The following is a 24,190-nucleotide window of genomic DNA, read 5'->3' on the forward strand; positions in this document are numbered from 1 at the left end:
CCCCCACCGAGAACGACCGCGGCCAGGGCCCCAGGAACGCCCTGGCAGCCGACTGGGAGGCGGTCGGCCTCGACCGGTTCCTGCACCGCGGCGGCGGCATCGAGCGACCCGACGACGGCACGATCGTCGTCCGCGGCCGGAGCGGTCCCGCCACCCGTACCCTCGGCTTCCGCACCACCTGCACCTACCGCTGGCAGGACGGCGCGCTCCACCTCCGGATCGAGGCCGATCCCGTGGGCGACTGGCACGACACCGCCTACGGGCACCTCACCGTGAGCCCGCCCCGCGTGGGAGCCCGGTTCGCCCTGCCCGGCGGCTACACCGACGTGATGTGGTTCGGCCGGGGCCCGGGCGAGTCGTACGCCGACAGCCGGGCCGCCGCCCGGGTCGGCCGCTACGCCCGTTCGATCGACGCCCTCCAGACCCCGTACGTCGTCCCCCAGGAGAACGGCAACCACGTCGAGACCCGCTGGCTGGAGCTGTCGGGCCCCGGCCTGCCGATCCTGCGCGTGGACGGCGAGCCGTACCTGGACTTCACCGCCCGCCGCTGGACGAGCGAGGCGCTGACGGCCGCCCGCCGCCCGCACGACCTGACCGACTCCGGCCGCGTCTGGCTGAACCTCGACCACGGCCAGCAGGGCATCGGCAGCGCCTCCTGCGGCCCGGCGCTGCCCGGGCGGTACCGGCTTGCGGTCCGGCCCTACACCTGGTCGATGACGCTGTCCGTGGTGGATTGAGCCGTTCTCGATGGATCGAGCCGAGAGGATGCTGACGGCATGACAGAACCGTCCAAGTTCGACTTCTGCCCGTGGCTGTTCTGGGACCACGCGAGCGAGGAGGAGCGCCGCGCCCAGGAGAGTCACCTGGGCGGGCTGCGGGTGAAGGCCGGACTCGACACCGCGGGGAAGGCGTTCGTCTCCCCGCTGGCCGCCGTGCACACCGATCGCCTGCGGATGGGCGACTTCTGCTACATCGCGGCGCACGCGTACGTCACCGACGACATCACGATGGGCGACGACTGCACGATCAACCCGTACGCGGTGGTGCGGGGGGACGTGGTGCTCGGGACGGCGGTGCGGATCGGCGCGCACACGTCGCTGCTCGGCTTCAACCACGGGACCGCGCCGGACCGGCCGGTCTTCCGCCAGCCGATCACCTCGAAGGGCATCCGCGTCGGCGACGACGTGTGGATCGGTTCGAACGTCGTCGTGCTCGACGGCGTGACGATCGGCGACCACGCCGTCATCGGCGCGGGCTCGGTCGTCACCAAGGACGTGCCCGCGTGGGCCATGGTGGCGGGCAACCCGGCCCGCCCGATCCGCGACCGCCGCGGCGCGCGGCCCGCCGCGGGGGAGGACCTGGAGGGGCGGCTCACCGCGTTCGCCGACCGCGCCAGGGAGCAGGCCGAGGACGTGCTCGCCCGCTGCTGGACCGGCGAGCGGTACGTGGACCGCCCCGGCGCCGAGCCGACCGTGCGGGCGTGGTGCGACGCCGTGGAGATCGCCGACCTGCTGCTCGGCGGCCCGCCGCCGGCCCCGGCCCGCGAGGAGGTCGTCGCCTTCCTGCGCGACCGCCAGGACCCGGCCACCGGCCTGGTCCCGGAGATCGGCGCCCCGAGCTCACCGGAGGCGGCGGCCGCCGGGCGGGAGCAGGCGGATGCCGGGGGGAAGCAGGCGGACGACGCGTGGGAGCAGGCGGACGACGCGCGGGGGCGGGCGGACGGCGGGCGGCCCGAGCTGGAGGGCGTCGCCGCGTACCACATCCTGTCCGTCGGGTACGCGCTCGACCTGCTCGGCACCCGCTTCCGCCACCCGATCCGCGCGGTGTCCGACCTGGCGCCGAAGGACCTGATCAGCACCCTGGACGGCCTCGACTGGGCACGCCAGGCGTGGACGGCGGGGTCGTGGGTGGACGCGTTCGGCACGGGCCTCTACCGCAACCTCGCCGGCTTCGGCCTCGGCGGCGAGAACCTGGAGACCCTGTACGGCTGGCTGCTGACCCGGTGCCGCCAGGCCCACGGCATGTGGGGCGAGCCGGACGGGGACGCCGGCTGGCTCCAGGTGGTCAACGGCTTCTACCGGCTGACGAGGGGCACGTTCGCGCAGTTCGGGCTGCCGCTGCCGTACCCGGAGCGGGCTGTGGACACTGTGCTCGCCCAGGCCCGCGACCCCCGCTACTTCGGCCCGGACACCGGCAACGCCTGCAACGTCCTCGACGTCATCCACCCCCTGTGGCTGGCGGGCCGGCAGACCCGGCACCGCAGGGCGGAGGGCGAGGCATGGGCCAGGGAGAACCTGGCTCGCGCGCTGGGCGGCTGGCACGACGGCGCGGGCCTCAGCTTCGCCCTGACCCGGGGGAGCGGGGCGGCGCGCACGCCTGGCCTGCAGGGTACGGAGATGTGGCTGGCCATCATCTGGCTGCTGGCCGACTACCTGGGCATCTCCGACACCCTCGGCTACCGCCCCCGGGGCGTCCACCGCCCGGAGCCGGCGATCCACCACCCGGCCTGAGCGTCATCGATTGCACGCCGCGGTGAACGAATGCCGCCCGGACCCGGCCCGGCACACCACGGCCGACCCGCCGGTCCGGGCGATCCCGGCCACCGGTCCCCCGGACTCGCGGACCGACGCGGGGTCCATCGTTCGGCACATGGACGGTGGCCAGGGCGCCCGGCGGGGGGCTCGGCGGCGGACTGCACGATGACGGCGTGCCCGGTGTCCGCCACCCGCCCCGGGGCCCAGGAGGAGTCGTCGAAGCCGGGCAGGTCCCAGCCGAGGCTGCCCGACCACAGCCGTCGCCAGCACCGCCCCCACGCACAGCGGCCCGCCCCGACCAGGTCGATGACGTCGTAGACCTGGTAGGGGACGCGCTGCCGGTAGTCGGTCCACCCGGGGGTCAGCTCGCCGTTGCCCACGCGGTGGCCGTTGACGCGCAGCTCGTACAGGCCGCGGGGCCGGGCGGTCCCCTCGGGGCTGATGCCGATCACGTCGTCGCCGCGCCAGCGCACCCGGTACTCGCGGCCCGCCGCGACCTCGGTGCTCGTCGTCCTGGCAGCCGGGCGACCGGATCACCCTGGGCCTCGCCGTCCGCCCCCGCCTCACCACCGCCGAGCCGCGCCTCGACGTGGCCCGGGGCCCGGTGGCGGTCGAGCGCGGCCCCCTGGTCTACTGCCTGGAGCAGACCGACCCCCCCGGGGTACATCGTGGACGACCTGTGCGTGGCCTCCCCCGACCTGCGCGACGGCCCTCGGGTTCCCGGCCTGCCCGCCGAGGTGGTCCCGGTCCTGGCGCGGGGCCGGGCCCACGAGCACCGGCCGGACGACGACGGTTTCCCTACCGCACCGCGACCGGACCCCGGGAGCCGGAGCACGCGGGCCCGGTCGAGCTCACGTTCGTCCCGTACTACGCCTGGGCCAACCGTGGCGCGGGTCCGATGACGGTCTGGGCCCCGATGCACTGACTCCGGCCACCGCCGGCCGGGGTCAGGTCAGGCACAGGCAGAAGGGATGCCCCGCCGGGTCGAGGAACACCCGGAAGGTCGTACCGGGCTGGTGCTCGTGCTTGACCGCCCCGAGTTCGAGCACCGCCGCCTCTGCGACGTCGAGATCGTCGACGACGATGTCGTAGTGCATCTGCTGGGGCACGCCCTGGGTCGGCCACGTGGGCGCGACATAACCCTCCACCTGCTGGAAGCAGATGCAGTCGCCGTCATCCGACCGCAGCTCCACCCAGTCCGGGGCCGCCTTGACCTTCCAGCCCAGCACCGCGGCGTAGAAGGCGGCAAGGGCCCCTGGATCCGGACAATCTATGACGATGCCTGGGAAACGACCGATAGCCATGTCAGGCAACATATTCGCTATTCCGGATGATTTGCTGCCGGATTGTGGCCCGGTCCGGCGCCTTCCACCGTGACCCGCGCGACCGACAACCCCGCCACGTCGCCGGCCACGTCCGCCCGCAGCACCCGCGCGAACGAGCTGTCCCTGATCGTGATGTCCCGCAGCGGTTGCTCGGAATACCCCCGCAGCAGGTACGCGCTCCGCGTCCGGTCGCTGCGCACCCCGGCCACGTGGATGTTGCGCACCGGCGGGGGATCGTCGCCGGTGTGCCCGTCCCCGTGGTACAGGTCGATCGAGACGGCCTCCTTGGTCAGCTCGCTGATCTCCACGTCCTCGACGAAGACGTTCTCCACGAAGCCGCCGCGCACCGAGTTCGTCTTGATGTAGAGCCCGAAATAGCGGCCCAGCCCGCCCCAGCGGTAGCGGCGCATGAACACGTTCCCGAACCCGCCGGTCGTGTCCGTGCCGACGGCGACGGACCCGTACCGGTACCGCATGTCGCAGTCCTGGAACAGCACGTCCTCGCACGGCACCCCGATCCGCCGCCCGACCGACCAGCAGGTCGCGGAGCTTCTCCGAGGCGGTGGGATGGGCTGATTCGGCGAGGCCGCGACGCGCCCAGTGTTCGGCGTCGGAGGCGCACCCCGCTCCCGTGCAGCGCCGTCACGATCGTCACGAACTGGGTGGTGCTCCGCAGATCCTCCGCGAGCACGGCGACGTAGGAGTCGACGTCGTCACTGAGCTCGGCGAGTTGTTCGCGTAGGTCCCGGATGCCCCAAGTGGCCGTCCACGAATCGGGGTCGGTCGCGGAGCGGCGCTCGTCGACCAGGCGGGCGCACTCGGCCAGCCCGTCCGGGCCGAGTGCCGGGGCGAGGTCGCGAAGCCGTATCGCCGGCCAGCCGGGGCCGTCGAGCTTCATGTCCACGAGCCAGGCAGCCAGACGTGGCGCGGGCGGCGGGGCGGCCGTGCAGGTGCTCGCATACAAACTCATGAGCTCGGACAGGTCGTCGCCGACGATCCCGGAGGAGTCGTCCATACTCGTGAGCGCGTCGGTGACGCGTTCGACGGCGCGACGGAGATGGTCGCGTACGGCATCCGCGTGGCCGTCCTGCAGTGCGCGCCGGCCATAGTCGAGCACGTCCCGGATGTGGCGGGAGTATTCCCTGAGTCCGCGATAAGGGTGGGCCCGCCGGTCTCGCCGCAGCCCGTTGACGAGATCCCGCATGCCCTCGGTGCTGGACTCGCTGAGGTGCGCGACGAGGTCGGCCAAGCCTGCTTCGCCGTGTTCGGTCAACAACCTGGCCAGGTCGGAGGCCAGCTCCGGGTATTGCCGGCGCAGCGCGCGCCCGCGTTCGCCACTCACGGTGCAAGGCTAAGCGCTGTCCACGGCGACGGCGGACCGTACGATCGCGGGCCTGCAACTCCTCCGGTCTGTCTGGTTGTCACGTCGATGGAGTGGCGCCGTGGGCGACGAAGGTGCCGCGGCCGTGGACGACGATGAGCAGGTCGCGTTCGGCCAGTTCCTTGATGGCGCGGCGGATGGTGACCCGGGACACGCCGTACTGGCTCGCTATCTCGAGCTCGGCCGGCATCTTGGCGCCGGGGAGGAGCCTGCCGGAGGCGATCTCGGCTTCGACGTCCTCGGCGACCTGTTGCCACACCAGCTTCGGTCCATCATGGTCGATTCGGTCGCTTTTATCCTGCAGAGCCATGAGCCAGACCCTACGGGACCCATGACTTGCTGTAACGAACGGCTACCTCCCAAGACGCTTCCTGAAGTCTTAAGAGGTCTTAGGATGTCTTCTTGTAGCGAGACAACCACAAACGTTGTGGTGGAGCGCTTCCTTTCCGCAGCGTGATCGAACGATGACCTGGGAGGTTCGCATGGACATGGAGGGATTTCACGGCCCGCATCCGAAGCCGCCGAAGGAGGGATGCGTCGCGATCGACTGGTCGGAGCCGGCGCCCAGAGACTGCGCCATCAGGGTGCGGAGTCATACGTGCGAGTGCATGACCGAGGTGTACGCGCTGTGCACGGCGGACGGCAAGGGCTGCATTCGCCGGACGGAGAAGGTGGGCGGCGGTGATCGGATCAGTGAGAGCCCGTGGGCGGGGGCGGCGGAGGCGAAGCAGCTGTGGAACGACCTTCTTGAAGGGGATGCACGGTAGCCGAGCACGTTCGAGGAAACATCCGTCACACAACGTGACGTACGTGTAACAATGAGCGTCATGCCGTCCCCCCGACATGACGCTCTCGTTCAGATGTTCGCCGACTGCCCTCAATTGGCGGTGGACATTCTGCGTGACCAGCTGGGTGTGGAACTGCCCGACACTCCGCTGATCCGGCAGGAGGAACGCACGTTCAACACCCGTCCTTCCGACGACATCGAGGCCGATCTGGTCCTCACCCTGGGGCCACCGCAGAGCCCCGCGCACGCCGTCATCGTGGAGATCCAGCAGGGCACCTCCAAGGATCCCCGGCAGCTTGCCCGTTATGCCGCAGCGGTCTGGCTACTCCTCGATTGCAACGTCACCGTCCTGGTCGTCTGTCCCGACCGTGCGGCCGCCACCTATTACGCGCAGCCGATCGAGACGGGGGTGGACGGCTTTCGGCTGCGGGCCCGGGTGCTGGGGCCGGACGGTGTTCCTGCCATCACCGACCCGCAGGAGGCGGTCGCCCACATGGGGCTCGCGGTCATGTCTGTCATGGTGCACGGCCGCGAGCGCAAGGTGGTCGAATCGTTCGCGGCAGCGCTGCGCGACGCCCCTGATGAACACGCTACGAAGTACTATGAATACGCCTACAGCATGGCGGCGCCCGAGATCCGGTGTCTCCTGGAGGAGATCATGACGTCCACAGCCTGGCCGGTCTACAGTCCCTTCGCCCGTGAACACTATGGCCGTGGCCTCAAAGAAGGCGAGGCCAGAGGGGAAGCGAGAGGGGAAGCCAGAGGCGAGGCCAGGGGAGAGGCCAAGGTGGTTCTGCTTGTGCTGGCCACGCGTGGACTCGACGTGCCGGATGACATCCGCGACCGCATCGCCGGCTGCACCGACCTCGCTCAGCTTGAAGCCTGGGCCACTCGTGCGGTTACCGCGCGGACTGTTCAGGATCTGTTCGAAGAGCATCCTTAGCGGCTCAGGTCTGCACCTCGGCCTCCGCGTACGGCACCAGTCGTACCGGGCCGAGGAGGCCGTACGGTTGGCGTGACAGCACTCCGGCGAGGTCGATGACGGGGTGGATCTGGTCCACCGGGGCGAGGGGGCGCCCGTTGACGCGGACCCGGCAAGTGTCCGTGATCCCGCCCAGCTCCAGGTAGGCCGACGTGTCGGTCAGGTCGACGGTTGTGGTGTACGTCCCTACGCCTGACGCGTCGGCCAGTTCGGGGATCGCCGACCAGCGGACCAGGGGGTCGAGGGTCAGGGAGTGGGCGATCTTCGAGACCGGGCGCCAGTCCTCCACCGTGAGGTGCCATGAGGTCAGGGGGATGGGGGAGGGGACCGGGCCGATGGCGCTGGTGATCGAGCGGCCGTCGGAGAGAGTCGTGGTGCAGGCGGCGGCGTGCGTGGCGCGGATCGTCAGGTGGCGGCCGTCGAATCTCACCGCGTCCGCGTCTGTGGTCACCACGTGCGGGCGTGTGCCGGTTCTGTCGCCGAACAGGCTGGGGCGGCCGATGGCGATGATCCGGGCCTGGGCCGGTTGCAGGGTCACGCGTAGGCGGATTCGGCCGTGCTCGTTGGGGGCCGGGCGAACCAGTCGCCCGTGGGACCGGCCGCGGTGGCGGGGGAGGGGGCGAGGGCGAGTGTGACGGTGGTGGCGGTGCCGAGCGTGAGGAAGCCGAGGCGGGTCAGCGATAGGGGGCGAGGGCGGGGGGAAGGGGGGCCGTGGTGCGTCGGGTCGTTTACGGGCGCTCCAGGAAGCCCGTCCTGCGGGGGTGGCCGGATGGACGGGGCGCCGGGCCGGCCGGCCCGGCGCCCCGGTCAGTGGCCGGGTCGTCAGCTCACTTGCTCGGGATCGGGTACGGGAACGCGTCCGTCACGCCGATCTTGTCGTACTCCATCTTCGAGGCGTCGAAGCCCGCGGCCCAGTTCGCGTTGGTGACCTGGTTGCACTGGTAGCTCTGGTACTTGTCGTCGCTGACCTTGCCCACCTCGATGTTGTCGAAGGTGAAGCCGCAGCCGCCGGCGTCCATGTGCACGCCCCGGGTGCCGCTGTCCGGCATGGCGCCGGCCGGGTCGTTGATGACGTCCGTGATCACCATCTGCTTGACGTGGTTGTCCATGGGGTGCGGCTCGACGTTGCTGACGCCGTAGGTGTAGAAGGCCCCCATGTCACCGCTGTCCAGGCCGGTCTCCTCCAGCTTGATGTAGGAGAAGGAGTTGTTGCGGGCGTAGTTGTCCGCCGGCTTGATCTCGGGCCGGACCTCCAGGCTGATGCCGTACCTGGCGCTGTGCCTGACGTTGATGTTGCTGACCGTGTTGTTGCCCGTGCTCATCAGCTCGATGCCGGACGCGTCGCCGGGCACGAGCTCGCCGACGTGGTGGATGTAGTTGTTCGTGATCGTGTGGTGCCCGGAGATGTCGCCCTCGCCGGGATAGCCGCCCTCGACCTTGATGCCGTCGGCGCCGATGTTCTCCAGCAGGCTGTCCGAGACCTTGACCCGCTCGTTGGCGAAGAGCAGGTAGATGCCCATGTAGCCGCTGTCGGACAGGTTGAGCCCGGTCAGGTCGATGTCGCGGGTGTTCGTCAGCGTGATCATGCCGAACCGGTTGCGCGGCATCTCGATCTGCCGGTCGTAGACGGGGTACTTGTGCTCGTAGCCCGAGTCGCCCTCGCTGATCCAGCCGGCCCGATACCAGTCCACGAAGTCGCTGTACTGCAGGGCCAGGCCGTCGAAGGCCAGGTTCTGCACGCGCTGGTCGGGGGTGCTGCCCTTGAGCGAGAGGATCGTCCTCACCGTGGGGGCCACGACCTGGTCGATGGACCCGCGCGGCCAGTAGTAGACCTCGCTGTTGGCGAAGTCGAAGTAGTACTCACCGGGCTGGTCGAGGAAGCGCAGCGTGTTCTGCAGGAAGTAGCGCGAGCCGCTGCGGCTGTTGACGAACGCGTACCTGGCCCAGTGGTTGAGCGTGAAGAAGTTCTTGCGGAAGTCGGCGCCGCCCAGCGGCACGGTGTCGGTGAACCAGCTCCACGAGCCGCCCGACCACACCACGATCTGCGAGTTCCGGTCGAAGTCGGCGTCCCACTCCTTGGGCACGTCCTCCGGCTTGAAGTACAGCCACTGGCGCACCGCCTCCTTCTCCGGCTCGCCGAGCACCGAGAACAGGTACGGCGACCACAGGTCGTCGCTGGTCCGGTTCGGGTGGCGGGCGGTGGTGGCGCGCTTGCCGTCCTCGAACAGCGTGTAGAAGGTACGATCCATCTTGGTCTTGTAGATGTTGTCCTTGTACTTCTGCCATCCCGTCACCGGCTTGGCACCCAGCAGGCGGGCCTTGCCCGGGCCGTCCGCGCTGCGATAGGTGATCCTGTGGCCGTTCTGACCGGAGTCGGCCTCGGTGAACTCGATGGTCTTGTCCACCACGTAGTCGCCGGCCTTGACGTTGACGACGATGTCGCAGTTCTGGTGGTTCTTCTTGGCCCTGAGCGCGTCGCGGGCCTGCTCGATGGTCTTCCACGGGCTCCTGGCGCTGCCGTCGCCGCGGTCGGTGCCCGCGGTGGAGACGTAGTAGTCGCAGTTGGGCCGGGCCGCCGACGGCGTGGGGGTCGTCAAGCCGCCTACCAGTAAGACGACCGCGCCTACGGACCTGAGGATCACTGGCTCTCCTTAATGTCCCGCCACCGTTCGAAGTCGGCGCGGGTCTCGGGGGTGAGTGGGTAGTAGTCGGAAAGCGCCCCGCCCTCCTCGATGCGGGCGCGGCTGTAGCGCTCCCACTGCTCGTGGTCGGCGGCGGCGTCGAGCACCGTGCCGGCCCGGCGCAGCGGCACCACCACGGCGCCGTCGTCGTCGGCCACGCACAGGTCGCCGGGCAGCGCGAGCGCGCCGCCGACGGCCACCGGCACGTCGTACGCCCACGGGAAGAGCTCCGCCTGCGAGGCGTAGTGCGGGGTGGCGCCCGTGCACCAGATCGGCACCCCGAGCCCGCTCACCCGGGGCAGGTCCCTGATCCGGCCGTCCACGACGATGGCGGCGCCGCCCTTGCGCTTGAAGTAGCGCACCAGCATGTCGCCGAAGCAGCCGGTGTACGCGCTGCCGTACGCCTGCACGACGAGCACGTCGCCGGGCCGGATGTCCTCCAGCACGTGCCACAGGGCCGTGTGCCGCTCGACGTACTCCTGGCCGAGCCCGGAGGCGATGTCCTCGCGCTGCGGCATGAACTGCAGCGTGCGGACCCGGCCGGCGACCTTCTGCCCCGCCGCGATGGGACGCGGCCCCTCGACGAAGGTCCGCCGGATGCCCTGCGCGTGCAACTTGGCGCAGGCGGTGGCCGAGCTGATCCGGGACAGTCCCTCCACGAGGGCGGGATCGGGTTCGGCGGGCAGCTTCCCGCGAACGGGCAGATCCCAGATGGCGTCGTCCATGTAACTCCTCAGTAGTGCCGGCGCGGGTCGGTGGTGCTCGCGCGGGTCAGTGGTCCTGGTGCGGGTCGGTGGTGCTCGCGCGGGTCAGTAGTGCTGGTGCGACGGCGTGTGGACGCGCGCGGTCGTGTGCAGGTCGAGCCGGATGCGGCGGCCGGGGGGCAGCTCCACGAGCAGGCGCGGGCCGTCCACCGTCACCTCCTGCTCGGTCTCGGTGACGGAGGGCGCGGTGTAGGCGCGCGGGTCGCCGGGGTAGCCGTCGTCCGCGTGGGCGGTGACGGTCGCGCGGTCGATGCGGTGCTCGCCGAACTGGCCGGCCTGCACGATCACCCTGCGGGTCCGGCTGAGGCTCAGGTTGACCAGCTCCACGGCGGTGCCGTCGGGGCGTACGGAGCCGACCAGCGCGGCCACGTCCTCGGGCAGCCCCGGGCGGTGGCGGTCGGCGTCGAAGTAGGCCAGCCGGGCCGGCAGCAGCCCGCCGTTGTAGAGCACCTGCGGGGTGCCGGTGACGAGCTGCAGCAGCGCCTCGGTGACCACGGGGTTGAGCCGTTGCCAGTGGTGCACGTGGACGGTGGCCAGGTCCGCCTCGTCCGTCTCGATGAGCGCCATGCGGCGCTGCACCTGGCCGAGCGCGGTGGTGAGCATCCGCTCGGGGAAGGCGGGGTTGGCGCCGCGCAGGTATTCCAGCCAGGGCGCCTCGTGTCCGGCCTCCTCCTTGTTGCGGAACGGCCGCACCGTCGTCCAGTCGTAGCCCGAGCCCCGGCGTACCCGGTCGAGCCGGTCGGCGTCCCCCTGCGCGAGGGTCATGTGCCAGAGCCAGACCGGCAGGCCGAGCTGCGGGGGCTGGAAGTCGAACCAGCCGTGGTCGTCGTGCCGGTTGGGCACCAGCATCGTGGGCTTGCCGGCCTCGTCGCCCAGCTCCGCCAGCCAGCGGTCGCTGATGCTCATGTCCGTCTCGGTCACGGCGGCCCGGGTCGCGCGGCCGTACACGATCTCCAGGGGGTCGCGGCCGATGGCGAGCGCGTCGTCGTCGCCGGTCAGCAGGTGGGCGTTGACCGCCGCGATCGCGGCGGCGGCACCGACGCTGTAGAGGCCGTGCGGCCACTGCCAGCCGTAGTTGCCGCCGTACCAGCGGCCGCCGTGCAGCTCACCGACCACGCCGGACGGGCCCACGTTGTCGGGCAGGATCCCGCCGTTGGCCTCGGCCCTGCCCTGCCAGGCGCCGATGTAGCGCAGCGCCCAGTCGCGGTAGCGGTCGTCGCCGTCGTACAGCCAGGCGTTGACGGCCAGGCTGGTCGCGGCCAGGTTGACGGCCACGTCGCCGCGGCCGATGCGCTCGCTCATCGCCGCGCCCATCCGCGCGGCGTTGCTCGGGTCGGCCAGGTCCCGCCACTCCGTGATGCCCGGCAGGTCGCGCAGCGGCAGGCCGAACGGCCGCATGCTGACCAGGTCGGCGTGGTAGGAGGCCCACTCCCGCTGCAGGCCGTAGCGGGGGCCGCCGGCGCCGTTGTGCGGGGCGCGGATGATGTCGTGCTCGGGGTCGTAGTTGGCCGAGCCGGGCAGGTACAGGTCGGCGAAGCGGCGGGCCCGCTCGCGGAAGCGCTCGTCGCGCGGGTCGGCCGCGCAGATGCCGTAGAACAGCAGCATCGACTCGCCCTGGTGGAACCAGTCGTAGCCGCGCTCGTACTCGTCGACCAGGTAACCCAGCTCGGTGAGCTGCGCGGTGACGCCCTCCCAGTGGTGCTTGGCGGCGTCGAGCAGGTCGTCGGCGCCGCCGAGCTGGTAGAGCGTCGGCCAGTTGAAGAACGCCTCGTAGAAGTCGTCCGCCCCGTCGCGGTCCGCGGCCGGGCCGTGGTAGACGAGCCGCCCGTCGGGGCCGCAGTAGCGCGCGGCGAAGGCCCGCCACGCCTCGTCGAGGGCGTCGAACAGCCTGCGCTCCAGCACCGCCCAGGCCGGCGGCACACCGAGCGGCACCGTCGCTCTGATCTCGCGCATGATCACCCTTTCGTGGCTCCTGCCGTGAGGCCGCTGATGATGTGCCGTTGCATGAAGACGAAGAAGACGAGCAGGGGTGCGATGGCCAGCAGCAGCGTCGGGAAGACGACCGTGTAGTCGGTGGAGTACTGGCTGACCGCCGCGTAGACGCCGGTGGTGACGGTGTAGAGGCCGCTGCCGGGGCCCAGGATGATCTGCGGGTTCACGAAGTCGTTCCACACCGAGAAGGTGTTGAGGATGACCATCGTGGCGACCGCGGGCCGCATCAGCGGGAAGACGATCTGCCAGAACGTACGCAGCCGGCCCGCCCCGTCCACCGCCGCCGCCTGGTCGAGCACGGCCGGGATGGTGGCGATGTAGCCCGCGTACAGGAAGATCGAGAACGGGAGCGTGAGCGTGGTCTCGAACAGCACGAACCCGCGGATGGTGCCCATCAGGCCCAGGGTCTTGAGCACGTACACGACGGGGATGACCAGCACCTGGCCGGGGATGAACGTGCCGGCCAGGAAGAAGAGCATGAGCAGGCGGAAGCGGCGCTTGGGGCTGCGCGCGATCACGTACGCGGCCGGGGCGGCCAGCCCCACCGACAGCACGTTGACCGCCACCACGAACAGCAGCGTGATCGCGTACCCCTTGACCACGTTGAACTGCGGGTTCGTCAGCGCCCTGCCCAGGGGTTCGAGGGTCAGGCCGCCGAGGCCGAACGGGTTGGCCAGGATGTCCTGCTGGCCCTTGAACGCGTTGACGGTCAGCACGTACAGGGGGATGAGCATGAAGGCGACGGTCGCCCAGAGGAAGGTCTTTCTCGTCATTGGTGCACCGCCAGCTCGCCGCGCCTGCGCAGCCTCGTCACCACGAACGCCAGCGCCGCCGTCACCAGCATCAGGATCACCGACTGCGCGGAGCCGAAGCCGAGGCGGGCGTCGTGGAAGGAGTTCCACAGGATGAGGTAGGCGACGGTCTGCGTCTGCCCGGCCGGGCCGCCCGCCGTCAGCGAGACCACCAGGTCGTACGTCTTCAGCAGCGTCACCAGCGACAGCACGATGTTCACGGTCACGGACGGGCCCAGCGCGGGCAGCGTCACGTTCCTGAACACCTGCAGGCGCGTGGCCCCGTCGATCCGCGCCGCCTCGACGAGCGAGTGCGGCACCGCCTGGAGGCCCGCGAGGTAGAGGACCACGTTGACGCCGAACCCGGCCCACACCAGGACGGCGATCATGGTGACCGTGGCCCAGGTCGGGTCCGACAGGAACGGGATCACCTCGCCGCCCCAGGTGGTGACCAGATTGTTGACCGCGCCGGTGGTGCCGAGGATGGCCGACCAGAGGAAGCCGACCACCAGGGCGCTGAGCACGTGCGGGTAGAACAGCACGATCCGGAAGAACGTGTTCGCCTTCGAGGCGCCGTTGACCAGGAGGGCGAAGCCGAGGCCGAGGAGGTTCAGCCCGGCCGTGCCGGCCGCCGCGACCAGCAGGGTGACCAGCGAGGCGCGCCGCAGCTCGGGGTCGCTCAGCAGGTCGGCGTAGTTGGCGGCGCCGACGAAGGCGGGGTCGGCGCTGAAGCCGTCCCAGTCGGTCAGGCTCAGGTAGAGGGCCAGGACGACCGGGACGATCAGCATCACGACGTAGAGGATCGTGGCCGGGGCGACCATGAGGGTGTTGGCCAGCCCGTCGAACCCGCGCCTTCTGGGGGGCGCCGGCCGCGCCGTCGCGACGGTGGGTGCTTCCCGGGTGAGGGTCATGAGCGTCCGGCCAGCCAGCGGTCCACGCCCTCGGCCACTTCCTTGGGCGACTTGCCCACGTACAGGCCCTGGACCTCGGTGTTCCAGGCGGCGTTGAAGCCCTTGGGGAGGGTGGCGTCGCCGTACCCCTCGCCCTGGGGGACGCCTTGGGGAGCCTTGTCCAGGATCTCCTGCACCTGCTTCTCCAGCGGGGTGAACTCGCGCTCCACGCCGGTGCGGAAGTTGCCGTCCTGGGCCAGCTGGCTCTTGACCGCCGCCGGGTCGGTGACCAGCCACTGGACGAGCTTGAGCGCCGCGTCCTTCTGCGGGGTGGACTTGAGGATCATGTACGGGGCCGCGAGCGTGGCGCCCTGCGGGCCCGGGTACGTCTGGCCCTTGTCGACCGGGGCGGGGAAGACGCCGACCTCGAAGTCCTTCTCGGCCTTGGCCTCGGTGGCGGTGAACCAGCTGCCCATGACGTACATGGCCGACTTGCCCGACAGGAACGCGGTCTCGGCGTCGGCGTACTTCATGCCGAGGGCGTTCTTGTCGACGTACCCCTTGTCGATCCAGGTGCGGTAGCGCTCCAGGTACGGCAGCAGCGACTCGCCCGCCTTGAGCTTGCCCGCCTTGATGTCCTGCTGCCAGGCCGGGTGGGTCTGCGCCCGGCTCGGGTTGGACAGCTGCAGCAGTTGCAGGCCGGTGAGGAAGTCGCCGCCCGTCTGCAGCGGCAGGTAGCCGGCGTCCTTGAGCTTGCCCATGGCCGCGTCGAACTCGTCGAACGTGGTCGGCGGCGTCTTGATCCCGGCCTTGTCGAAGGCCGCCCTGTTGTAGAAGACCAGCGACTGCGCCTGGATGCCGACCCCGACCGAGTAGACCTTGCCGCCGAGCTTGGCCTGCTCGGCCAGCGGCGTGTCCTTCGTCCACGGCTGGTCGGTCAGGTCGAGCATCTGCTTGGCCAGCGTCTCGTCCGCCATCAGCGTCTCGACCACGTCGGGCGCGTTGCCGGCGGCGAGCTGCTGCGGCAGCGTGTCGGCCACGCCCTTGCCGGTCGGCGCCTCGATCTTGACGTCGATGCCGGGGTTGGCCTGCTCGAACGGCTTGACCAGGCCGTCCCAGTACGCCTGGGTGAGGTTCGGGCTGATGTTGACCAGCATCCGGACGGTGACCGGGCCGCCCTCGCTCTGCTGTGCCTGGGAGTCGCCGGCGAAGCCGCCCCCGCCGCAGCCGGTGAGCAGGAACAGGAAGCCGGCGGCGGACAGGGCGAGGGATGGACGGGGGGAACGCATCGCACCTCCAAGGGGGCGAGATCTGCGACGCCTTTTAATGGGTCGTTACTCGATTAGCGATTATTTAATACGTTGGTCACATGGGCCCGTCAAGGGGAAATGCGACGCTACAAATACGTGTACAGCGGGTTGCTGAGTCATAAATACGTTAAGGTGGGCGCGTGGCAGGACGTGAAGCCGACAACCGGCTGGTAATGGGCGCCGAGGAGCTGTCGACCCTGCGGGAGTGGGCCTCCCGGGAGTCCGGGGGAGGGCTGGCGCTGCGCAGCCGCATCGTGCTGGCGTGCGCCGACGGGCTGCCCCGCAAGGAGGTCGCCACGCGGCTGGCGGTGAGCCCGGCGACCGTGGCGAAATGGCGGGCCCGCTTCGTGGAGCGCGGCCTCGACGGCCTCTCGGACGCGCCCCGGCCGGGGCGGCCGCGCAGCGCGGAGCGGGAGGAGGCCGAGCGGGTGATCGCCGCCGCGGCCGGGGGCGCCGCCGTGCCCTCCACCCGGACCATGGCCGCCCAGCTCGGGCTGTCGCAGTCCACGGTGGCGCGCATCTGGCAGGAGCAGCAGATCGCGCCCCCCGCCGCCCGGCTGCTGCCCAGGGAGCTGCTGTCGGACCGGGTCTACGCGCTGCTGCGCGGCTGGATCGTCTCGGGCGAGCTGGTGGCGGGGCAGCGGCTGGTGGAGGCCGAGATCGCGCGCCGGGTCGGCACCAGCCAGGCTCCTGCGCGGGAGGCGATCAAGCGGTTGGCGCACGAGGGGCTGGTCATCTCCTATCCCAACCGGGGCAGCTACGTCGCGGAGATCTCCGACGAGCAGGCCCGGGAGGTTCGCGACATCAGGGTGTTGCTGGAGGAGTATGCTGCAAGGGGCGCCGCCGCCCGCATCCAGCCCGACACGTTGCGGCAGCTCTCGGCCGACGTGCTGGCCATGCGGAAGGCGGCCGGTGACGGCGACATCGGCGCCTTCCGCGACGCGGACCTGGCCTTCCACCGGCGGGTGTGCGCGGCCTGCGGCAACTCCTTCCTGCTGCGGCTGTGGCGGACGATCGAGTCGAACCTGTGGAGCCTGCACGTGGTGGGCAACCCGCTGTACGACGGGGACTGGTCGGCGATGGCGGGTCACCACGAGGACCTGGTGGCGGCCCTGGCCTCCGGCGACCCCGACGAGGCCGCCCGCCTCTTCGCCGCCCACGCCCGGGGAGAGGCCTCGCGCACCCGCCCCCGCCCCCGCCCGACCCCGGACCCGGGATCGGGCGCGGGATTGACCCCGGGATCCGGCGCGGCCCCGCCACCGTAGCCACCCGCCGTCGCCCCCTTCGCCGTCCCACGCCCACGCCTCCGCGCCCGCACGTGCGGCACCCTGCGTGCGCGCGCAGGCTTCGCGCCCACCGCGGGCTGGGAGCTGGGCTGGCTCCCCGCCTGCGGGGGCGTGCATGCTTCGCGCCGTGGCGTGGCGATCGGGCGGGGGATGGGGGGCAAGGTGGGCGTGAGTTGCGGTCTCCGGGGTGGCTGAGGTGCCGTCAGGCCGACGGGGTGACCTCGTACGTCGCCCCGCGGCGGGTTTCGAGCACCGCCACCCCCGCCTCCGGTCGTTCCACCTTGACCGGGCGGCCGTGTTCGGTGACCGTGACCGCCCCGGCCGTGCGGAGGGTGAGGCGGCGGCCGAGGGTGGAGCGGATGCGGGCCCGCCGGAGCGCACCGCCGGCCCACTCCACGTCCAGCTCGAAGCCGCCCCGCGCGAGCAGGCCACGGTACGACCCGGCGGGCCAGGCGGCCGGCAGGGCGGGGAGGAGGTGCACCTGGTCCCCGTGGCTCTGGAGGAGCATCTCCGTGATCCCCGAGGTGCCGCCGAAGTTGCCGTCGATCTGGAACGGCGGGTGCAGGTCGAACATGTTCGGCGCCGTACGGGCGGGCACCAGCAGGTTCCCCAGCCGCTTGTACGCCTCCGCCGCGTCCAGCAGCCGCGCCCAGAAGTTGATCTTCCAGGCCAGCGACCACCCCGCCCCCGCCTCCCCCCGGAGCTCCAGGGTGCGCCGCGCGGCGGCGGCGAGGGACGGGGACAGGCGGGGGTCGATCTGGTGTCCCGGGAACAGCCCCCACAGGTGCGAGATGTGCCGGCTGCGCGACAGGGCGGCGTCGCCCCGGTAGTCCTCCTGCCACTCCTGGATCTGCCCGAGGTGCCCCACCTGGTTGGGCACGAACCGCCCCCGCGCCTCCTTGACCCGGGCCCGCATGCCGGCCTCGACCCCGAGCACCTCCGACGCCTCCTCGAAGGCCCCGAACAGGTCCCGCAGGATCTGCATGTCCATGGTCGGGCCCGCGCAGATGCTGACGTTCTCGCCGCCGTCCTCGTGGTGGCCGACCTCGGGCGAGTGAGACGGGTTGGTCACCAGGTATCCGGTCCTGGGGTCGGTCTGCAGCGTGTCCAGGAAGAACTCCACCGAGCCCTTGATCAGCGGGAAGTGCTCGCGCAACCGCCGCTCGTCACCGGTGTAGAGGTAGTGCTCCCACAACGTCAGGCAGAGCCACGCGCCGCCGGTCGGCCAGACGCCGTAGAAGGCGAAGTCCACGGGCGCCGTCCCGCGCCAGCCGTCGGTGTTGTGGTGGGCCACCCAGCCCTTGGCCCCGTACTGCGTGCGCGCGGTCTGCGCGCCCGTCTCCGCCAGGTCCTTGATCAGGTCGAACAGCGGGTCCATGCACTCGATGAGGTTGCCGGGCGCGGCCGGCCAGTAGTTCATCTCGCAGTTGATGTTGATGGTGTACTTCGACTCCCACGCGGGCGTGAGCGAGTCGTTCCAGATGCCCTGGAGGTTGGCGGCGTACCCGGGGGAGCGGGAGGAGGAGATGAGCAGGTAGCGGCCGTACTGGAAGTACAGGGCGGCGAGCTGCGGGTCGGTGTCGAGCTGCCTGCGGGCGATGCGCTCGTCGGTCGGCAGCGCGACCGCCTCCGAGGTGCCCAGGTCGATCTCGACCCGCCCGAACAGCTCCTGGTAGTCGCGTACGTGCCTGCGCCGCAGCACCTCGTACGGCTGCCCGCTCGCCCGCACCAGATGCCGCCCGGCCACCTCCTCCGGGTCGCCGCCGACGTCCTTGAAGCTGCGGTAGCTGGAGCCCATGGAGATCAGCAGCGTGACCTCGTCCGCGCCCGCCACGTCCAGCGTGCCCCCGTCGGAGGTGACCGTGCCGCCCTTCGCCTCGGCCCTGGCCAGCGCGCGGAAGCGGACCTCGCCCTTCAGGCCCTGGGTGTCGCCGCTGATCCCGTCGATCGCGATCGTGGCGCGGCCGGTGGACGACGCGGTCGAGGTCTGCGGGCTGGAGAAGGCCGCCCGGAACGTCACCGAGCCGGGCTTGTCGGCCGTGTGCCGGACGACGATGACCTGGTCGGGGTTGCTGGCGAAGACCTCGCGGGTGTGCCGCACGCCGTCACGGAGGAACGTCACGGTCGTGACGGCCCTGGTGAGGTCGAGCTCGCGGCGGTAGTCGGTGAACTCGGCCGGCCCGGGGAAGGTCAGCGTGAGGTCGCCCAGCACCTGGTACGGCGCCTGCTCGCTGGGCCTGCCCAGGAACTTCTGGTCGGCCAGGTTCTGCGCCGCCTGCCACCTGTCCTCCCACACCCACTGCCTGATCTGCGGGAGGGCGGCCAGCGCCTCGGGGTTGTCGTAGGTGTGCGGCCCGCCGGCCCAGATGCTGTCCTCGTTGAGCTGCAGCCGCTCGCTCTCCACGCCGCCGAACACCATCGCGCCGAGCCGCCCGCAGCCGACCGGCAGGGCCTCCAGCCACTGCGCGGCCGGGCGGGTGTACCAGAGGGTGAGCGGGTTGCCCTGCGTGCCCGCCCGGGCCGGGCCGGCGGCGACGCCGCTCACGAGCAGGGATCCGGCCGCGGCGCTTAACCCGGTGGTGAGTACGCCTCGCCGTGTGTAGCCGTCGTTGGTCACGGTTGCTCCTGTTCCTGGGGGAATACATGGGATGTCTGCTAACTTGCGTGCTGTGAGTCGCATCGATGCCCACCACCACGTCTGGGACCTGTCCGTCCGCCCGCACGCCTGGCTGGACTCCGCGAAGTTGGCGCCCGTACGCCGCACGTTCACGCTCGACGACCTGGCTGGCCCCGCCGCTGCCGCGGGCGTGGAGGCGACCGTGCTGGTGCAGGTGCTGCCCGACCTCGGCGAGACCCGCGAGTTCCTGGCCCTGGCGGCCGGGTCCGAGCTGGTCGCCGGAGTGGTCGGATGGATCGACCTGACCGCGCCCGACGTCGCCGGCACGCTGGCCGCCCTGCCGCCGGGGCTGGTGGGCGTGCGCCACGGGGTGCAGTCCGAGCCCGACCCCGCCTGGCTCAACCGGTCCGACGTGCGCCGCGGGCTGGCCGCCGTGGCCGCCGCCGGGCTCGCGTACGACCTGCTCACCCTGCCGCACCAGCTCCCGGCCGCCATCGACACGGTGACCGCCCTGCCCGAGCTGACGTTCGTGCTCGACCACCTGTCCAAGCCGCCGATCGCGGCCGGCGAGCTGGAGCCGTGGCGCGGCCGGATCCGCGAGCTGGCCGCCCGGCCGAACGTCTACTGCAAGCTGTCCGGCATGGTCACCGAGGCCGACTGGGAGGGCTGGCAGGTGGCGGACCTGCGGCCGTTCGCGGAGGTGGTGCTGGAGGAGTTCGGTCCCGATCGGGTGATGTTCGGCTCCGACTGGCCCGTCTGCCTGCTCGCGGCCGGGTACGAGCGGGTCGCCGGGGCCGCGGACGAGCTGTGCGCCGGGCTGTCGGAGAGCGAGCGGGCCGACGTCTTCGCCGGGACGGCGCGCCGGGCGTACCGGCTCCAGAGCCGGCTCTAGGACGCGGACTCGACACGGAACGTCGTGTGGTACGTGCGTGACTCCTGCGCTCCGAGCCAGATCATGCTGCCGTCCTGCCGGGCCGCCGCGTCGCCCGACACGTGGTGCGTGGACGGCTCCAGCCCGACCGCGTAGTTGCCGGAGCGCAGGTTCAGCCACTCGAAGAAGTACGGGAACTCGGAGGCCTGCCACTCCACGGCCACCCGCATGCCCAGCCGCTCGTTGACCACGGCCACGCGGTGCAGCCCGTCGGGCCGGGGGACGAGCGCGTGCTCGTACACCTGCTCCACGAACCCCGGCACCGGCCCGGGGAAGGTGACGTGGTCGGCCTTCTGCTCGGCCACGCTGTCGCTCTGCCAGAGCGTCTCGCGGATGTCGGCCTCCAACCGGGCGCCCTCGTCGAGCAGTGGCCAGCCCAGGTTGATGTGGTACAGGTACATGTGCGGCGCCGGCTCGAACCCGGCGTTGGTGACCGTGTCCACCAGCCGGATCTCGTCGCCGCCGAGGTCGGCCTCGATCCGGCGGACCAGGCGCAGGTTCTCGGCGAACACCGCGGCCTGGCGCACCTCGCCCTCGGCCCAGAGCACGCAGCGCTCGCCGTCCCACCGCTCGCCGTAGCCGCTCAGCCGGGCGGGCAGGTTGCCGGCGCGGCCGTGCAGCCCGTGACGTACGGACTCGCGCGGCGGGTACCGGTAGCCGTCGGCGGGCACCTCGCCCCCGAACAGCGTGTGGTCCAGCCCCGCCGTGACGATCAGCCCGGAGAACGAGCGCAGCCACGACAGCCCGTCCTCGTCGCCGTTCTCGTGCAGCCCCGGGTGCCGGAAGCCGGTGGGGGAGCGCCAGCCGAACGACCGCCCGGCGTGCTCGGCGTGCCCGATGTCCATGCACCTGTCCACCAGCACGTCGAACGCCAGCCCGGTGCCGGTCCTGAACTCCAGCGTCCTGATCCCCGCGCTCGACCCCGTCGCCCAGCGTCACCAGCCGGACGCCGCCGGCCGCGCTCAGGTCGCCCGTCAGCTCGGCCAGCCGCCTGCGGTTCGGCCTCATGCCATCACCCACCCTCCGTTGACTTCGATGCTCTGCCCGGTGACGAACGAGGCGTCCGGCCCGGTCAGGAACGACACCACGGCCGCCAGCTCCTCCGGCGTGCCGCGCCGCTGGAGCGACTGCCGCTCCAGGACCATCCGGTTGTACGCCTCGGGGTCCTCGTGGATCTCCTCGGCCGCCGTCGGGAAGGCGCCGGGGGAGACGCAGTTGACCCGGATCTCGCGCGGGCCCAGCTCCCGGGCCAGCGCTCTGGTGAGGGCGGCCGCCGCGCCCTTCGTGGACACGTACGCGGCCAGGTCCGACCAGCCGCCGTGCATGGTGATCGAGGCGATGTTGACGATGGCGCCGCCGCCCAGCCCGGTCATGTGCCGGGCCGCGTGCTGGGCGCAGAGCCAGTAGGCGCGCTGGTTGACCGCCACGACGTCGTCGTACTCGGCCGGCGGCACCTCCAGGAACGGCCGGGCCGGGTAGACGGCCGCGTTGTTGACCAGGATGCCGACGTCGCCGAGCCGCGCGGCCGTCTCGGCGAACGCGGCCTCGATGGCCGCCGGGTCACGCAGGTCGGACTTGAGGTTGAGCGCGCCTTCGAGGCCGCCCGCGTCCACGTCGAGCGCGGCGACCTGGTGGCCGTCGGCGGTCAGGCGGCGGACGATCGCGCGGCCGAGCGCGCCGGCGGCGCCGGTGACGAGCGCCGTGGTCATGTGTTCCTCCATTCCTCGTGCAGCTCCGTGAGCAGGTCGCGGGCGGGCTTCTTCGCGAGCAGCCCGTCGCGGATCAGCGCCGACGACCGCTCCTGCAGGGCGATGTAGCCGGGGAAGCGCGGCCTGATCCAGGCGGCGTCCATGGTGGCCCGGGTGGCGCGGTAGAAGCCGCCGCTCGCCCAGGCCGCGGCCGCGGCGGGCTGTCCGCCGGTGGCCGGGAACAGCCCGGTCTGCACCGGCTCCGACACCAGGCGGCGCAGGTGGGCGCGGACGGCCTCGCGGATCTCCCCGGCCCGCCGCCGCGAGACCACCAGTCCCGTGCCGCCGAGCACGCTTCCCGGCGCCTGTCCGGGCCAGGCGGGCGCGTCGGAGAAGGCCAGCGGGTAGCCGACGTAGCCGTAGAGCAGGGGGCAGCAGTCCACGGCCCCCGCCGCCATCGCGTCCAGCACGCCGATCGGGTTGAGCAGCGACACGTCCCGGTCGGACGAGGCGAGCAGCTCCGCCATCAGCTCCAGCGCCCGCTCGCCCGCCTGCCGGTCGAGGAAGTCGCCCGAGCACAGCGCGCAGAACATCAGGAACGCGTGCGGCCCGCCCAGGCACAGCGCCATCCGCGTCCCGCGCGCCGGCTCCGCCACCTCCGGCCACGTCCCCGCCACGGTCACGCCGTGCCGGGCCGCGGCCACCTGGGTGGCGGCGTCGAGGGGCAGCGCCCACTGGCGGCCGTCCAGGTGGTAGCTCTCGTAGGAGCGGCCCGCGAACCGCAGCCCGGCCAGCTCCTCCGGCGCGAACAGCTCCTCCATCGGCACCAGCGCGTCCACCGCCGCGCCCAGCCCCGGATGGTCGATCACCAGCACGTCGTACGTCTCGCACAGCTTCGCGATCGGCTCCGACTCGAAGCCTTCGAGCGGCTGGCGGTCCCACTCGATCGGCTCCGGGACCGGCCCGTACGGGTTTTCCCCGGCCAGGTCGAGCCGGGTCAGCTCGTCCAGCGGGGCGTAGCCGCGCGGGTGGTCCCAGGTCAGCCCTCGCATGCCAGCACGCCCTCCGCCACCAGCTCGGCCGTGCGCTCCCCGGAGTAGCCGAGCTCCGCCAGCAGCTCCCTGGTGTGCTCGCCCACGAGCGGGGCACCCCTGCGCACCTGGGGCGGGGAGGCGCTGAGGCCGTACGGGAAGCCGGGCGTGGTGACCGTGCCCTCGGTGGGGTGCTCGTAGGTGACGAACGAGCCGTTGTGCTTGACCTGGGGGTCGTTCACCAGGTCGGCGTAGCCGTACACGGGGCCGGCCCACAGGTCGTGGCGGGCGCAGATCTCCAGCCACTCGGCCGTCGTGCGCTCGGGCAGGCGGGCGGCCACGAGCGCGGTGATCTCGTCGCGCCGCGTGTGGCCGTCGGCGTCCCCGTCCATCGCGGCCAGTTCGGGCAGGTCCAGTGCCACGGCCAGGCCGTCCAGCCGCGGCATGCCGAGCGCGATGAAGCCGTCCTTGGTGGCGAACACGCCGTAGGGGGCGCGGATGTAGGTGTGGCCGTGCGGCTCGCGCCCGCGCCGCTGCGGCACCCCGCCGACCGTGTAGATCGACAGCTCCTGCATCTGCACGGCGACGGCCGCGTCCAGCATGTTGACGCTCACCCGCTGGCCCTCGCCGGTGCGCTCGCGGTGCAGCAGCGCGGCCAGCGCGCCCTCGAAGGCGCTGTAGGCGGTGATGGCGTCGATCGCGTACGAGCCGGCGGGCGCGGGCGGGTCGCCCTCGCGGCCCGTGCTCAGCATCGCGCCGCTCATGGCCTGCAGCAGCAGGTCCTGGCCGGGGCGCGAGATGTACGGGCCGGTCTCGCCGTAGCCGGACATGGAGACGTACACGATGGACGGGTTGAGCGCGCTGATCGTGTCGTAGTCCATGCCGAGCCGCTCGGCCACGCCGGGCCGGTAGTTCTGCAGGAAGACGTCCGCCGTCGCGGCCAGCCGGTGCACGATCTCGCGGCCCTCGTCGGACTTGAGGTTGACGGCGAGGCTGCGCTTGTTGCGGTTGAGCGACAGGAACGAGGCGTTGACCCGGTTGCCGGCGGCGCCGCCCGCGGGGGCGTGCCGCTGCCACTCGCCGGTCACCGGCTCCACCTTGACCACGTCCGCGCCCAGGTCGCCCAGCCGCATGGCGGCCAGCGGGCCGGCCATCGCGATGGACAGGTCGATCACGCGGTAGCCGTCGAGCACGCCCATG

Annotated in this window: 22 protein-coding genes and 2 pseudogenes; 8 read left to right on the forward strand and 16 right to left on the reverse strand. The window is 71.6% G+C overall.

Going from position 1 to position 24,190, the window contains the following annotated elements; translation table 11 throughout:
- The 3 genes and pseudogenes from ACTWPW_RS25035 to ACTWPW_RS25045 all read left to right on the forward strand — a co-directional run.
- Positions 1-737 (forward strand): beta-galactosidase small subunit (locus tag ACTWPW_RS25035; RefSeq protein ID WP_443170052.1); only part of this gene is annotated, 737 nt, incomplete at its 5' end.
- Positions 738-1,007: 270 nt separating this feature from the next.
- A pseudogene (locus ACTWPW_RS25040) lies at positions 1,008-1,085 on the forward strand (hypothetical protein); the annotation flags it as partial.
- An 87-nt stretch (positions 1,086-1,172) separates the two neighbouring features.
- Positions 1,173-1,328 (forward strand): annotated as a pseudogene (locus ACTWPW_RS25045) (DapH/DapD/GlmU-related protein); the annotation flags it as partial.
- Between the two features lie 1,127 nt (positions 1,329-2,455).
- Here ACTWPW_RS25045 and ACTWPW_RS25050 read toward each other — a convergent pair.
- Positions 2,456-3,007: an alpha-L-rhamnosidase N-terminal domain-containing protein gene (locus ACTWPW_RS25050; protein WP_443170053.1), complete on the reverse strand. Its 552-nt coding sequence runs from the start codon at positions 3,005-3,007 to the stop codon at positions 2,456-2,458.
- Positions 3,008-3,072: 65 nt separating this feature from the next.
- On the opposite strand from ACTWPW_RS25050, the gene ACTWPW_RS25055 reads away from it, so the two are divergent.
- Positions 3,073-3,459: a hypothetical protein gene (locus ACTWPW_RS25055; protein ID WP_443170119.1), complete on the forward strand. Its 387-nt coding sequence runs from the start codon at positions 3,073-3,075 to the stop codon at positions 3,457-3,459.
- Between the two features lie 22 nt (positions 3,460-3,481).
- Here the strand turns inward: ACTWPW_RS25055 and ACTWPW_RS25060 are convergent, their stop codons facing one another.
- From ACTWPW_RS25060 to ACTWPW_RS25070, 3 genes are all read right to left on the reverse strand, one after another.
- The gene (locus ACTWPW_RS25060) at positions 3,482-3,838 is read right to left on the reverse strand and encodes a VOC family protein (RefSeq protein ID WP_443170054.1); all 357 of its coding nucleotides are present in this window, start codon (positions 3,836-3,838) and stop codon (positions 3,482-3,484) included.
- Between the two features lie 17 nt (positions 3,839-3,855).
- Positions 3,856-4,335, reverse strand: coding sequence for a hypothetical protein (locus ACTWPW_RS25065; RefSeq protein ID WP_443170055.1), 480 nt, complete (start codon positions 4,333-4,335; stop codon positions 3,856-3,858).
- Positions 4,336-5,280: 945 nt separating this feature from the next.
- Positions 5,281-5,550: a GntR family transcriptional regulator gene (locus ACTWPW_RS25070; RefSeq protein WP_443170056.1), complete on the reverse strand. Its 270-nt coding sequence runs from the start codon at positions 5,548-5,550 to the stop codon at positions 5,281-5,283.
- Positions 5,551-5,848: 298 nt separating this feature from the next.
- Between ACTWPW_RS25070 and ACTWPW_RS25075 the strand changes: the two genes are divergently transcribed.
- A complete protein-coding gene (locus ACTWPW_RS25075) occupies positions 5,849-6,007 on the forward strand; it encodes a hypothetical protein (protein ID WP_375111615.1) in 159 nt (52 codons plus the stop codon).
- Between the two features lie 93 nt (positions 6,008-6,100).
- Positions 6,101-6,970 carry a hypothetical protein gene (locus ACTWPW_RS25080; RefSeq protein WP_375111614.1) on the forward strand — a complete coding sequence of 290 codons (870 nt, stop codon included), beginning with the start codon at positions 6,101-6,103 and terminating at the stop codon, positions 6,968-6,970.
- A gap of 4 nt (positions 6,971-6,974) precedes the next feature.
- On the opposite strand, the gene ACTWPW_RS25085 is transcribed toward ACTWPW_RS25080, so the two are convergent.
- The 7 genes from ACTWPW_RS25085 to ACTWPW_RS25115 form a co-directional block, all read right to left on the reverse strand.
- Entirely contained in the window at positions 6,975-7,547 is a 573-nt protein-coding gene (locus ACTWPW_RS25085) for a hypothetical protein (RefSeq protein WP_443170057.1), read from the reverse strand.
- 289 nt (positions 7,548-7,836) lie between these two features.
- Entirely contained in the window at positions 7,837-9,606 is a 1,770-nt protein-coding gene (locus tag ACTWPW_RS25090) for a right-handed parallel beta-helix repeat-containing protein (RefSeq protein WP_443170058.1), read from the reverse strand.
- 41 nt (positions 9,607-9,647) lie between these two features.
- Positions 9,648-10,415 carry a hypothetical protein gene (locus ACTWPW_RS25095; protein ID WP_364122373.1) on the reverse strand — a complete coding sequence of 256 codons (768 nt, stop codon included), beginning with the start codon at positions 10,413-10,415 and terminating at the stop codon, positions 9,648-9,650.
- A gap of 84 nt (positions 10,416-10,499) precedes the next feature.
- Entirely contained in the window at positions 10,500-12,407 is a 1,908-nt protein-coding gene (locus ACTWPW_RS25100; RefSeq protein ID WP_443170059.1) for a hypothetical protein, read from the reverse strand.
- Between the two features lie 2 nt (positions 12,408-12,409).
- Positions 12,410-13,219: a carbohydrate ABC transporter permease gene (locus tag ACTWPW_RS25105; protein WP_443170060.1), complete on the reverse strand. Its 810-nt coding sequence runs from the start codon at positions 13,217-13,219 to the stop codon at positions 12,410-12,412.
- Positions 13,216-14,148 carry a carbohydrate ABC transporter permease gene (locus ACTWPW_RS25110; protein WP_443170061.1) on the reverse strand — a complete coding sequence of 311 codons (933 nt, stop codon included), beginning with the start codon at positions 14,146-14,148 and terminating at the stop codon, positions 13,216-13,218. Before ACTWPW_RS25110 ends, ACTWPW_RS25105 begins: the two co-directional genes overlap by 4 nt.
- On the reverse strand, positions 14,145-15,416 hold the full coding sequence (locus ACTWPW_RS25115) for an ABC transporter substrate-binding protein (RefSeq protein WP_443170062.1): 1,272 nt from the start codon (positions 15,414-15,416) through the stop codon (positions 14,145-14,147). Before ACTWPW_RS25115 ends, ACTWPW_RS25110 begins: the two co-directional genes overlap by 4 nt.
- A 161-nt stretch (positions 15,417-15,577) precedes the next feature.
- Here ACTWPW_RS25115 and ACTWPW_RS25120 point away from each other — a divergent pair, with 161 nt between their 5' ends.
- The gene (locus ACTWPW_RS25120) at positions 15,578-16,702 is read left to right on the forward strand and encodes an FCD domain-containing protein (RefSeq protein WP_443170063.1); all 1,125 of its coding nucleotides are present in this window, start codon (positions 15,578-15,580) and stop codon (positions 16,700-16,702) included.
- A 223-nt stretch (positions 16,703-16,925) separates the two neighbouring features.
- Here ACTWPW_RS25120 and ACTWPW_RS25125 read toward each other — a convergent pair whose 3' ends face one another.
- Positions 16,926-19,340 (reverse strand): glycoside hydrolase family 95 protein, encoded by a 2,415-nt coding sequence (locus tag ACTWPW_RS25125; RefSeq protein ID WP_443170064.1) that lies wholly within the window; start codon positions 19,338-19,340, stop codon positions 16,926-16,928.
- A gap of 52 nt (positions 19,341-19,392) precedes the next feature.
- Between ACTWPW_RS25125 and ACTWPW_RS25130 the strand changes: the two genes are divergently transcribed.
- Positions 19,393-20,232 carry an amidohydrolase family protein gene (locus tag ACTWPW_RS25130; protein ID WP_443170065.1) on the forward strand — a complete coding sequence of 280 codons (840 nt, stop codon included), beginning with the start codon at positions 19,393-19,395 and terminating at the stop codon, positions 20,230-20,232.
- On the opposite strand, the gene ACTWPW_RS25135 is transcribed toward ACTWPW_RS25130, so the two are convergent.
- From ACTWPW_RS25135 to ACTWPW_RS25150, 4 genes are all read right to left on the reverse strand, one after another.
- Positions 20,229-21,179: an aldose 1-epimerase family protein gene (locus ACTWPW_RS25135; RefSeq protein WP_443170120.1), complete on the reverse strand. Its 951-nt coding sequence runs from the start codon at positions 21,177-21,179 to the stop codon at positions 20,229-20,231. The genes ACTWPW_RS25130 and ACTWPW_RS25135 overlap by 4 nt on opposite strands.
- Positions 21,180-21,275: 96 nt before the next feature.
- On the reverse strand, positions 21,276-21,980 hold the full coding sequence (locus tag ACTWPW_RS25140) for an SDR family NAD(P)-dependent oxidoreductase (RefSeq protein ID WP_375111601.1): 705 nt from the start codon (positions 21,978-21,980) through the stop codon (positions 21,276-21,278).
- The gene (locus ACTWPW_RS25145) at positions 21,977-23,011 is read right to left on the reverse strand and encodes a hypothetical protein (RefSeq protein ID WP_443170066.1); all 1,035 of its coding nucleotides are present in this window, start codon (positions 23,009-23,011) and stop codon (positions 21,977-21,979) included. Before ACTWPW_RS25145 ends, ACTWPW_RS25140 begins: the two co-directional genes overlap by 4 nt.
- Positions 22,999-24,189, reverse strand: a complete 1,191-nt coding sequence (locus ACTWPW_RS25150) for a CaiB/BaiF CoA transferase family protein (protein ID WP_375111599.1) — start codon at positions 24,187-24,189, stop codon at positions 22,999-23,001. The genes ACTWPW_RS25145 and ACTWPW_RS25150 overlap by 13 nt, the downstream gene beginning before the upstream one ends.
- Position 24,190: the final 1 nt, after the last annotated feature.

The organism is Nonomuraea sp. KM90 (assembly GCF_052246675.1).
Lineage (GTDB): Bacteria > Actinomycetota > Actinomycetes > Streptosporangiales > Streptosporangiaceae > Nonomuraea.